Source organism: Candidatus Endomicrobiellum pyrsonymphae (genome assembly GCF_020328025.1).
Lineage (GTDB): Bacteria > Elusimicrobiota > Endomicrobiia > Endomicrobiales > Endomicrobiaceae > Endomicrobiellum > Endomicrobiellum pyrsonymphae.
Genome location: NZ_JAIXMZ010000043.1, coordinates 1 through 11,244, shown reverse-complemented (window position 1 = coordinate 11,244; position 11,244 = coordinate 1). Strand labels below are relative to the sequence as shown.

General features: G+C 35.5%; 12 protein-coding genes. 1 reads left to right on the top strand and 11 read right to left on the bottom strand.

Annotated elements, in window-relative coordinates; all coding sequences use genetic code 11:
- Positions 1-345 precede the first annotated feature (345 nt).
- The 10 genes from LE180_RS04645 to LE180_RS04600 form a co-directional block, all read right to left on the bottom strand.
- Positions 346-498: a hypothetical protein gene (locus LE180_RS04645; protein WP_374134298.1), complete on the bottom strand. Its 153-nt coding sequence runs from the start codon at positions 496-498 to the stop codon at positions 346-348.
- A gap of 391 nt (positions 499-889) precedes the next feature.
- Positions 890-2,056: an LL-diaminopimelate aminotransferase gene (locus LE180_RS04640; protein ID WP_374134297.1), complete on the bottom strand. Its 1,167-nt coding sequence runs from the start codon at positions 2,054-2,056 to the stop codon at positions 890-892.
- Positions 2,057-2,071: 15 nt separating this feature from the next.
- On the bottom strand, positions 2,072-2,857 hold the full coding sequence (dapB, locus tag LE180_RS04635; protein WP_374134296.1) for a 4-hydroxy-tetrahydrodipicolinate reductase: 786 nt from the start codon (positions 2,855-2,857) through the stop codon (positions 2,072-2,074).
- Between the two features lie 22 nt (positions 2,858-2,879).
- A complete protein-coding gene (locus LE180_RS04630) occupies positions 2,880-3,188 on the bottom strand; it encodes a dihydrodipicolinate synthase family protein (RefSeq protein ID WP_374134295.1) in 309 nt (102 codons plus the stop codon).
- 134 nt (positions 3,189-3,322) lie between these two features.
- The gene (gene dapF, locus LE180_RS04625; protein WP_374134294.1) at positions 3,323-4,138 is read right to left on the bottom strand and encodes a diaminopimelate epimerase; all 816 of its coding nucleotides are present in this window, start codon (positions 4,136-4,138) and stop codon (positions 3,323-3,325) included.
- A 33-nt stretch (positions 4,139-4,171) separates the two neighbouring features.
- A complete protein-coding gene (locus LE180_RS04620) occupies positions 4,172-4,975 on the bottom strand; it encodes a hypothetical protein (RefSeq protein ID WP_374134293.1) in 804 nt (267 codons plus the stop codon).
- Positions 4,976-5,159: 184 nt separating this feature from the next.
- Positions 5,160-6,437 carry a diaminopimelate decarboxylase gene (gene lysA / locus LE180_RS04615; RefSeq protein ID WP_374134292.1) on the bottom strand — a complete coding sequence of 426 codons (1,278 nt, stop codon included), beginning with the start codon at positions 6,435-6,437 and terminating at the stop codon, positions 5,160-5,162.
- A gap of 436 nt (positions 6,438-6,873) precedes the next feature.
- A complete protein-coding gene (locus LE180_RS04610) occupies positions 6,874-7,590 on the bottom strand; it encodes a ComF family protein (RefSeq protein WP_374134291.1) in 717 nt (238 codons plus the stop codon).
- A gap of 86 nt (positions 7,591-7,676) precedes the next feature.
- On the bottom strand, positions 7,677-8,006 hold the full coding sequence (locus tag LE180_RS04605) for a hypothetical protein (RefSeq protein WP_374134290.1): 330 nt from the start codon (positions 8,004-8,006) through the stop codon (positions 7,677-7,679).
- 24 nt (positions 8,007-8,030) lie between these two features.
- On the bottom strand, positions 8,031-9,551 hold the full coding sequence (locus tag LE180_RS04600) for a YifB family Mg chelatase-like AAA ATPase (RefSeq protein ID WP_374134289.1): 1,521 nt from the start codon (positions 9,549-9,551) through the stop codon (positions 8,031-8,033).
- Positions 9,552-9,781: 230 nt separating this feature from the next.
- On the opposite strand from LE180_RS04600, the gene LE180_RS04595 reads away from it, so the two are divergent.
- Positions 9,782-10,321 (top strand): hypothetical protein, encoded by a 540-nt coding sequence (locus tag LE180_RS04595; RefSeq protein ID WP_374134288.1) that lies wholly within the window; start codon positions 9,782-9,784, stop codon positions 10,319-10,321.
- Positions 10,322-10,852: 531 nt separating this feature from the next.
- Here LE180_RS04595 and LE180_RS04590 read toward each other — a convergent pair.
- Positions 10,853-11,092, bottom strand: coding sequence for a hypothetical protein (locus tag LE180_RS04590; protein ID WP_374134287.1), 240 nt, complete (start codon positions 11,090-11,092; stop codon positions 10,853-10,855).
- Positions 11,093-11,244: the final 152 nt, after the last annotated feature.

Below are 11,244 nucleotides of genomic sequence, written 5' to 3'. Positions count from 1 at the left end.
CTTACTGTAGGTGTGCCTAGAATTAAAGAAGCTGTGGAACGTATCCTTCACCGCCTTTACCCATACCGTTGCCCGCGGGTACATACTATACGTCTTCTCAAGTTGTTTCAAAACTACTTGATGAAGCCGCCATAGTATGTACCCCGGGCAACGGTATGGGTAAAAGCGGTGAAGGATACGTAAGGTTTGCTCTTACTGTAGGAGTGCTCTTATCATTCACCTGCTGTGGAACTACAGACGTTCTAGTGGGCGAGCTAACATTGCTAAACTTATGGGAGTTTGAGCATGCGTGCATGAATAAAGATAAACAAACCAACAATGCCACATATCTCATATTTCTCCCTTTTATATCATTGAATGTTCGTCTGCGTCTTCTGTCATACTTTCTGCTTCGCTTGGGCTTACTATGGAGCTTTTAAGTCCTGTCTTGTACCTTAAATAGTCTGACAAACTTGTGGCGTTAAGCGATTGCGCTTCTTTTACTTGTGAAACTTTCATAAAATCTTAACAAGCGGTAGCATAGTTTTTCATTTGATTTGATGATGGATTGTAAAAATTAAATCTCAGTGCAGATTGTTACGCTGAGGTTCAGTGGATACATTAATGCACTACGGTCAATTGATTTTATGTTGGCTGTAAACACTTTTTGCTATTATATTTCATCTCTAGCAAATCGTTTTTGATAAAGTTTTAAAACCATCTGAATTTCCACTTAAGTCTATGCATAATTTTCCATAAAAGCTCTTAAGTAAATTCAAAATTCTACATTACGCCTGCCTTAAAAAAAATTCGCCACTCATTTCGTTAATTTATTAGAAATTTCTATAGTCTGTTCTAAATATTCAACTGCTTTTTTAAAACTCGAAAAATCAAGTTTCATTGCAACACCCTACCATTTTACTTTGCTAATACGTTCCACAGCTTCTTTAATTCTAGGCACACCTACAGTAAGAGCAAACCTTACGTATCCTTCACCGCTTTTACCCATACCGTTGCCCGGGGTACATACTATGGCGGCTTCATCAAGTAGTTTTGAAACAACTTGAGAAGACGTATAGCCTTTTGGAATTTTTGCCCAAACATAAAATGAAGCTTTTGGTAAATTCACGTCCCAACCAAGTTTTGTTAATCCTTCAACTAAAACATCTCTACGCCCTTGATATATTTTTCTAGCATCCTCAACACATTCTTGTGAAGATGTAAGCGCCGTAATCGCCGCTTCTTGGGCAGCCTGAAAAACACCGGAATCATAATTATCTTTAACTTTGGCAATGCCTGTAACAACTTCTTTATTTCCGCACACCCAGCCTATACGCCAACCCGTCATGTTGTATGTTTTTGAAAGAGAATGAAACTCTACGCCAACTTCTTTCGCACCAGAAAATTCAAGGAAACTTGATGGTTTTTTGTTATCATCGTAATATATTTCAGAGTATGCGGCATCCGACGCAACTATTACATTATTCTTTTTTGCGAATTCTATAAGTTTAATATAAAATTCTTTAGGAGCAATAGTAGCGGTAGGGTTATTAGGATAATTTACAAAAATTATTCTTGCTTTTTTAGCAATATCTTCAGGGATGGCATCCAAATCCGGCAAGAAATTATTTTTTTCAAGCAAAGGCATGAAATATGGAACGCCGTCCGTAAAAATTGTACCGGTATTATATACAGGATAGCCGGGTTCCGGTATTAAAACCACATCTCCGGGATTAACAAAACCCAAATGCATATGTCCTATACCTTCTTTGGAACCTATAAGAGCGCATACTTCGTCAGCGTTTAAATCAACATTAAATCTCTTTTTATACCATTCTGTAACAGCTTTTCTAAACGTAAGCGACCCTGCCCCGAACGGATACTGATGATTTGCAGGTTTTGCCACAGCTTCCTGCATAGCTTTTACTATATGCTCAGGCGTAGGCAAATCTGGATCACCAACTCCTAAAGATATTATATCCGCACCACGACCCATCGCTTCTTTTTTCTTTTTATCTATTTCTATAAAAAGATAAGGTGGCAATTTTTTTAATTTTTCATTATAACGAATTCCCATTTTAGCATCTCCTTTTTATATAGCGCTTCCTTTTAGAGATAACACATTTGACATATCATAAAGTCCGGGTTTTTGACCAACAGCCCACTTTGCTGCCCTGACAGCGCCTGCGGCAAAAGTGTCTCTTGAATGAGCTCTGTGAGTTAACTCTATTCTTTCTCCCAATCCTGCAAAATATACGGTATGATCCCCAATAATATCTCCTGCTCTTACGGAAAGAACTCCTATTTCGCCTTTCTCTCTTGCTTCATTTGAAGAATGTCTTCCGTAAACGCCGACGTTGTTAATATTTTCACCAAGAGCAGAAGCGGCAACTTCTGCAAGCTTTGCAGCCGTACCTGACGGAGAATCCTTCTTTTTATTGTGATGCAATTCAACTATTTCAATATCGTAATCAGGAACCTTTTTTGCAACTTCCTCTACAAGTTTAAACAAAATATTAACACCTACAGACATATTCGGAGAAAAAACAACAGGAACACTTTTTGCAATTTCTGATATTATTTTTTTTTGCTCTTGCGTAAATCCGGTAGTTCCGATAACAAAAGGCACGTTATATTTTTTTGATGTTTCCAAATTTTTTAATGCACTTTCGGGATTTGTAAAATCTATTACAACATCCGTTTCTGTCAAAAACTTCTCCAAATCTTTAACAGAAGCAATTATTGGATCGCCCGTACCAATTACTTCATTTCCGTCATACTCTAACGTTCCAGCAATTTGAATGTCCGGATCTGCTTTTGCTACTGCAATTATAGCCTGTCCCATCCTTCCTGCTGCTCCACAAATTGTTATTCTCATTCAAAACTCCTAATAGTCTTATCTATATCTTCAAAAGACCGAAATCTTTTAGCACTTTCTCTAGTTTTACTTTATTTGAATCTTCCATCTCGCACATCGGAAGTCTTAATCTAAATTCGCACAGACCAAGCAAAGAGATCGCTGTTTTGACAAGTATAGGATTTGTCTCTATAAACATGGTCCTAACAAAAAGCAAAAGCTTATAGTGAATTTTTTTTGCCTCTTCAAAATTTCCCCTTTTAAAAGATTTTACAAGGGATCCAACTTCAGCTGGAATAATATTTGATAAAACTGAAACAACACCAGCCCCGTCTATAGACAACAAAGGCACATAGAACAATCGAAATATCTACGGTATCCGCGCAATAGACCTAAAATGAATATACAAACCTTAAAACATGCCATCACCCCGTGACGACACTTTAGCGCCATTTATAGTCAACTAACTTTATATTGGTGCGCTAATTAATGGACTGCAACTATCCCCTTAAACGATATAACAGCAGGACCTTCAAGCACAACATTTCTCACAATACTGTTTGTGTTTCGTAAAGATACGGATAATTTATCTCCGCCTCTTGCAATTATATTAACAGGAGATTTTGTAAAACCTTTTAAAACAGAAATAATTCCCGAAGCTGTTACTCCTGTACCACAAGCTAAAGTCTCATCTTCAACGCCTCTTTCATAAGTACGCACAAGAAGCGTATTATCCTTTGCGACTTCAACAAAATCAACGTTTGTTCCAGTGGGCGCAAAAGTTTTATGGTGTCTTATTTTTCTGCCGTATTTAAAAACATTAATATTTTCAACATCGTCAACAAATATAACCGCATGTGGAACACCAGTATTGATAAAATCCACATCAAACTTTTTTTTGTCAACTTTAATTTTTATATTTTGTTTCAAATCTTTAGGATCATACAAATCAAGTTTTACCTTATCGCAAGGCAAAATTTCAGCATTGATAATTCCAGCATCAGTTTCAAATGTCATCTTTGCATCAACTGCGCCTAGACTATAAGCGAATTTAGCAACAGATCTTCCTCCGTTTCCACACATAGAAGCATGTGATCCGTCAGAGTTAAAATATTTCATTTTAAAATCTTTGGCGACGCTTTTCTCAAGCAAAATTAGACCGTCTCCGCCGATTGAGTATCTTCTATTGCAAAGTTTCTTTGCAATATTTGAATAGTCTTTTTCTGCAACTATATTTTTTCTGTTATCTATTAAAACAAAATCGTTCCCGGCTGCGGTAAGTTTCGAAAACTTTATGTCCATTTTAGCTCTCTTTTGGAATACCTTTATAACAATCTACACCAATTCTTTTTCTGTACCGCCTGTAACATTATCTTCTGTTTCAAGTTCCGTTTTCTTGAGGAGAGGATTTGATTTAGATAACGATAACTGAGTATATACGTGTATCCAAACTAACTCTACAAATGGAGTCACAATCAAAAACGCTATCGTTATCACTGTCAAGATTAGAATTGGATATCGTAACCCAAACAATACTACAATCAACACCGTTGGAATTACTGTTGCAAAAATTATTAATCCCAATAAAAAGATAAATAGCGGAAACAATTTACAAAGATTGCCGGATATTAGTTTTGCACTGTTTCTACAGGATTGTAAAACTGAATTTCCACTTAATACCTCTTGTGCAAAGAAAATAAAATATCTAAACAATACTGCTACTTCCACAACAAAAACTAATATCTTAACTAAGGTTGAGTTGAACACAAAAATAGGAATCAGCATTAGAATTGACACTAGTATAGTCCCTGAGAGATAATTAAATACTTTTTTTAAATTTGGGAAACAATTTCTAAATTTGATTCCATATCCTGTAAAGACTGGCAACAACGCGCTTATGAACAGAAAGGACGTAAAATAATGTTGCACAGCGCTTAAAAACATGCTTGCCATACTGAATGTTACCCTTGCAATAGAAGTGATAAAAATGGGATGACTTTTTACAACAGAATGCTCAATTGGAAAGAAAAGCACATAAACAAATACAACGGAGAAAACATACAAAGAAAATACAGCAAAGAAATTCTGACAAAAAATTCTAAACGCAGATTTGAAAGCTTCTCTAATAGAAAATTTCACAATTTACCCCTATAGTAACAATATTTTTACCATATATTTCTGCCATTACAATACTCCGTTAATACCAAGGATATTGTACCCCACTCAATACCCAAACACCCGCCCTCTTTTTCTAGAGAAACGGAAATTTACTGCAACGTTTTTATTTACCCCCTACATACTGCATACGACCAAGCAAAACTATCTATATTTCATTCAAAAGTAAATCTTCATACGTCGCTCTTTTTCTTATTAAAACAGCTTTATTGCCGTCAACTAAGACTTCAGGCAACAACGGTCTTGAATTATATTGCGAAGACATTGAAGCTCCATAAGCTCCAGCGCAAGTTATCAAAATATAGTCACCTTGCTCTATAACGGGAAGCATTCTATCTCTGCCCATAAAATCGCTACTCTCACATATGGGACCCACAACATTTGTTTTAACTTTTTTAGCGTTTATTTTTTTAACAGGCACTATTTCGTGATAAGCTTCATACAAAGTAGGTCTTATCAAATCATTCATACCTGCATCCGTAATAAGAAAACTTTTCCCACCTGAAACCTTTCTATACAAAACTCTTGCAAGAAGATGCCCGGCATTGCCAATTATTGAACGACCGGGCTCAAAAATAAATTTTTTATTTTTATCAAATACGCCAAATATCTCAGACATAATCTGTTTTGGAGAAGGAGCTTTTTGATCTCTTTTGTATTCAATACCAAGTCCGCCGCCACAATTTATGTACTCAAGTTTAATGCCATTTTTCTCTAAAGAATCAATAATCTTTTTTATTTTCTGCGCAGTAAGTTTAAATGGCGCAATATCTAAAATTTGAGAACCAATATGCGAATGTATCCCTACAATAGCAATATTTTTCTTTTGTTTCGCAATCAAATATGCCTTTACAGCGTCCTCATAAGGTATGCCAAATTTTGTACCTTTTTTACCTGTAACTATGTGAGAGTGCGTATCAGGATCAACATGAGGATTTATTCTAAACGAAATATTTGCTCTAATCTTGAGTTTCCCTGCTATTTTATCTATTGCATCAAGCTCTTCAAAAGATTCAACGTTAAACATCAATATTTTGCTCTTAAGCGCATACTTAATCTCTTCTGCAGTTTTCCCCACGCCTGCATAAACAATCTTTGACGGATCAAAACCTGCCTTTAAACATCTATATATTTCTCCCCCCGAAGTCGTATCTGCGCCGGCGCCAAGTTTCGCAAGCAGTTTTAAAATTGTTCCACTTGAATTTGTTTTACAAGCAAAACATATAAGACCATCTCTTAATACCAAAGCCCTCCTATAACTTTCAAAGTTTTTTACAAGCTGATTCTTTGAATATATATATACACCCGTACCATACCTTTTTGCAATATCAGACAATCTAACCCGCTCAATATGCAAATCATTTTTCTTAAACTGAAGCATCTTTTCTCCTATACTCATTACACCGACATACTGCGACGTTCTCATTCTATCAAAATCGTGTCTTGGATGTCAAAATTTTACCGTACTTTTGTTGAAAAGAATGTAAATGTATCCTTTTCTGGATTGCTTCGTCATTTCATTCCTCACATGACGGCTAATGATTTGATAGGAATTTAGTTTCGCATCACTTCTTTGCAAAGTAAGAGCTTCTTCTTCTAGCAAGAAGTTCATAATATTTAACATCTTTTATAAATCCATCTGCTCCATTATCTCTACTAAAGTACAAATCAGGGTGTGATTTTTTGACGCGAACACAAAACGCTTTTCTAACTTCTTGAGAGATCTTTGACTTATTTAATAATTAACAGTTTTTCTGCTAACATAACCACAACAGCAAACTAGAAAGTGTGCAAGCAGTCTGTGCAAAATCCTTGTGAAATCTTCAGAATCGGATATTTACCAACAGAATCTCTGAACGTTATCAATCTCTTGCAAAGGTTAACGCATATACTTTTTTTGCACCGGCTCTTTTTAACACTAACGAACACGCCGATATTGTAGCTAAAGTTGTAGCTATATCATCTATCAACAATATGATTTTATCTTTCACAAATTCATTGTTTTTTACAGAAAATGAATCTTTGATATTTTTCGCCCGTTCAATCTTAGATAATTTAAATTGCTGTTTTGTGATTTTCTTTCTAAATAACACGTTTTTTAACACAGGAACATTTGATTTAAGAGATAATACTTCTGCCAAAAGCTCCGCCTGATTATACCCTCTTTTTATTCTTCTTAAAATATTTAGAGGAACAGGTATCATGAAATCTGTTTCATCGTAAAAACTATAGTTTTTCATTGTTTCGTACATAAACAAACCAAAATCTTTCGCGAGAAAAGCTCTATTTGAATATTTAAATTTTAAAATCAATTTTCTTACATTGTCTTTATACAAATAAACAGATCTCATCTTATCAAAATTATGTTCGCGAGGATATTTCCTACACATATAACAAAATTCGCCGCCATCAGGTAAAGGCATACCGCATTTTTGGCATACAAGTCCTTTTATCGCAGGAAAAGCTTTTTTGCATTTATCACATATTTTTGTCTTCAATAAAGCGTGCAAATCCTCCCCGCACGATGAACAAGTATTTGGATAAAACAAATTAATTATTCTTAGTAAAAAATTTCTCATAGACATTACGTCTCCTGCATAAATCACAAGCCATGAGAGGGATTCCCTTCAACATATATTTCAGCAGCAGACTCATCTGAAATTGGTCACGATGCGGACATACTCGCACCGCTTTGATTTACTGTAATAAGCTTCCTTTCGTTCCAGCTGGAATCATTGGTTACCGTCACTTTATATTCAAAATAATTTGTGTCGTTGCCGCCTGCGCAAAATATTATTTTATCGCCAACTGAAGCATAATTAGATTGCGGGTTTGCGTAAACCATAAATCTTATGCTTAACAAAGATTTATATTTAGTATCGAATTTTCCTATAGAAGAAATATTAAACTTATCAACATTATAATTTATCACTCCCCCACATTTATTGCCAACAATCGCAATTGCGACAGCAACCGATAAATATACTTCTTCCATATATTCGTGACTTGCGAACCGAAGTTAACTGCGATCGAAAAACCTGTATCTCACAGCCTCTGCTATATGGTGTGATTTAATTGTGGAGCTACCATCCAAATCCGCAATTGTTCTAGATATTTTTAAAATTTTATCATAAGATCTTGCTGAAAAATTCAATTTTTCAATTGCAGTCTTTAGTATTTCATAAGCTTTATCGCTTAAAACACAATATTTTTTTACTTCCTTTGCCTGTAGCTGCGCATTTGCATATACACCACTTCCTGTAAATCTTATATTTTGAATTTCTCTTGCTTTTATAACTCTTTCCCTTATAGTCGCTGAGCTTTCTGAATTATCGTCCAACCCTGATAATTCCGAAAACTTTAAAGCAGGCACCTCAATGTGAATATCTATTCTGTCCATTAAAGGTCCTGAAATTTTATTTTGATATTTTCTTATCTGAAGAGGAGTACAAACACACTCTTTTTCTCTATGCCCTAAATTGCCGCACGGACAAGGATTCATGGCTGCAACAAGCATGAATGAAGCTGGAAAAACAAAACTGTTCTTTGCTCTTGAAACAATTATTTTTTTGTCTTCCAACGGTTGCCTTAAAACCTCAAGAGCATCTCTTCTAAATTCCGCAAATTCATCTAAAAACAAAACGCCATTATGAGCAAGACTGACTTCGCCAGGCTTAGGATAAGTCCCGCCGCCTGCCAAAGCCACAGAAGAAGCAGTATGATGAAGACTTCTAAAAGTACGCCGCCCTATTAAACCTCCACTAAAGACATGCCCGGCTGCAGACCATATTTTTGTCGTTTCAATAGCCTCGTCAAAAGTCATCGGTGGCAGTATTCCGGGAATACGTTTTGCTATCATAGTTTTTCCGGATCCCGGAGGACCTGACATTATTATATTGTGACTTCCCGCCGCCGCAATTTCAGAAGCTCTTTTTGCATTTTTCTGACCTTTAACATCGGCAAAATCATACTCCGCTTCAGCAAGTGCGCTTAATTCTTTTTCATTATACAAATAAGGCTCACACTCAACTTCGCCGTTAATAAATTTGACAATTTCAATAAGAGTTTTGAAAGGAAAAACATTTGCCTTTCCCGTAACGGCAGCTTCCTGTCTATTTGGAAAAGGCACTATAAAATCTTTTATTTTATTTTTCTGCAAACTTAACGAGATGGGTAAAACACCTTTAACTTTTCTGATTTTCCCGTCTAAAGACAACTCTCCCACAGCGCAAAATCTTTGCAAGTTTTCTTTTCTGATTTTCCCGATTGCTGCAAGAATACCTAAAGCTATAGATAAATCAAAAATTCCGCCTTCTTTTTTTATATCGGCAGGAGCGAGATTTACCGTAATTTTTTTTGATGGAAAATCAAAACCTGAATTTTTTAGCGCTGCTGCTACTCTATCACGAGACTCTTTTACAGCCACGTCGGGAAGACCAACGATAGAAAAAATAGGCATGCCTGATGAGATGTATGTTTCAACCTCTACTAAATGCGCCTCTATACCATTAATTGTTGCAGAATAAATCAAAGAAAACACGTAATCTCCCTGTCAAATCATTGTTGTGAGGAAAACTTCGACAAACACATGAAAAATATCTTTTCAAAAACTCTACATTTAGGGAACAATATCTCATCAGGCTAACGCCTGCCATCTCTTTTTTAAAAATGGGAATTACTACGTCCAATGAGGCAACAACTACTTTTTTTACTACTCATTATTTTATACAATAAACGCGTTGGATGCAACAGACTGCATTAGGGGGAAAAATGAAAAAAGTATTAACAGTTTTGATTTTAGTTTCAACAATGACATCTTTTGTATGTGCGGCAAAACCAAAATATGATAGAGAATTTATCTTAAAACTTGGCTTTCAGCCTTACAGTCTATATAGGGATCATAATACAAATCTCGGTATTTCAGGAGGATTTGAGTACTTTCAATATCTCAACAATGTTTTTGCATTAGGAGGAGGAGTAGCCTACGATCTGCCTAGGAAGTTTAAAGATAAAGATGTGCATGGCAATACTTCTTTTTTACCTCTTTTTGTGGCTGCAAAAATACGCACGCCGTGTTTTGGACTCGACAATAATTATGCATTCTTATCGCCAAAAATTGGAGTCAGTGCTCCTATGTTTGAAGGTATGGGAAAAATCTCCACAAATGCAGGACTGTACTGTGGCGTAGGACTTGGCGTAAGTATAAATGTTTTGGTAATTGAAGCTGTTTATGCCACAAACAATTTGACTTGTAATAAAGATGCAAAATGTTCAACAATAACGCTTTATGCAGGATTTAAATTTGAATAAAACGCTCGAAATATTTTACAATAATTTCTTTTGTCTAAATAAAGCGAAGAATCCATTCCTTTAGATGCTTCAGTCGCTTTGCTCTTTCAGCATGACAACAAAGACTTTCATTTTTGAAGAGCGATTTTTCAGATTTGATTATTGCCAAGAAGCGTTTTGATGCTTACAAAATACACACCATGAGCAATTTGATCTCCGCTTTGATTTCGCAAATCACATTTTAGCAGTCTCTTCTTGATTGTAGCGTCTTCCTTTAAATCGCTCGCATCAAAAGATTTTGCAAATTCGCCTACAACTGTATAAACCGTAATGTATATCAGTGTCGTATCGAAGTGGGAATTTGTTATTTTTATATAACTTTTTTCACTTATACTTACAGGATTTGGATAACATACAAACTCGCCAACATGATTATACGGAATAATATACGTATTTAAAACAAGCCTGCCTTTGCCATAAGTATTATCTGGGAAAGACTGTATTTGTCTAGTATAAGAAACAACTTTTTCTTTAAATTTAGCGATATTTTATTTAAGCGTAGTATCTAAAACTTAACAATAGAGCGGCGGTCCCCGCAACATGCGACGCAGCAACAGAAATACCGGCAAATCCTCTTTGTCCGTAGGAGTTTGTGGTAACGTCTGTGAGAGCAATAACATCTTTGAATTTCCTAAAATGCGCAATATGTTGCGGGATTTTATATGAAATTGAATCTCTACTTTGTTTTTGGTAAAATCTTCTGGTATGAAAAGGATGATGAGGTCTATTCATTATTCGCAACTACTTTAAAAATTCCTAAAATGCGCATTATGTTGTGATATTCTACATGTGTTTGACTCTAAGTTGGCAAAATATGATCTAATCCGAGCGAGATTTTCAGGAGTTTTGATTATGAAAAAACTAAAAATTTGTTTTTTCATAAT

Coding starts and splice junctions, on each gene's coding strand:
- LE180_RS04645 (WP_374134298.1), bottom strand. CDS start 498: ATGAAAGTTTCACAAGTAAAAGAAGCGCAATCGCTTAACGCCACAAGT.
- LE180_RS04640 (WP_374134297.1), bottom strand. CDS start 2,056: ATGGGAATTCGTTATAATGAAAAATTAAAAAAATTGCCACCTTATCTT.
- dapB (WP_374134296.1), bottom strand. CDS start 2,857: ATGAGAATAACAATTTGTGGAGCAGCAGGAAGGATGGGACAGGCTATA.
- dapF (WP_374134294.1), bottom strand. CDS start 4,138: ATGGACATAAAGTTTTCGAAACTTACCGCAGCCGGGAACGATTTTGTT.
- lysA (WP_374134292.1), bottom strand. CDS start 6,437: ATGAGAACGTCGCAGTATGTCGGTGTAATGAGTATAGGAGAAAAGATG.
- LE180_RS04610 (WP_374134291.1), bottom strand. CDS start 7,590: ATGAGAAATTTTTTACTAAGAATAATTAATTTGTTTTATCCAAATACT.
- LE180_RS04605 (WP_374134290.1), bottom strand. CDS start 8,006: ATGGAAGAAGTATATTTATCGGTTGCTGTCGCAATTGCGATTGTTGGC.
- LE180_RS04595 (WP_374134288.1), top strand. CDS start 9,782: ATGAAAAAAGTATTAACAGTTTTGATTTTAGTTTCAACAATGACATCT.
- LE180_RS04590 (WP_374134287.1), bottom strand. CDS start 11,092: ATGAATAGACCTCATCATCCTTTTCATACCAGAAGATTTTACCAAAAA.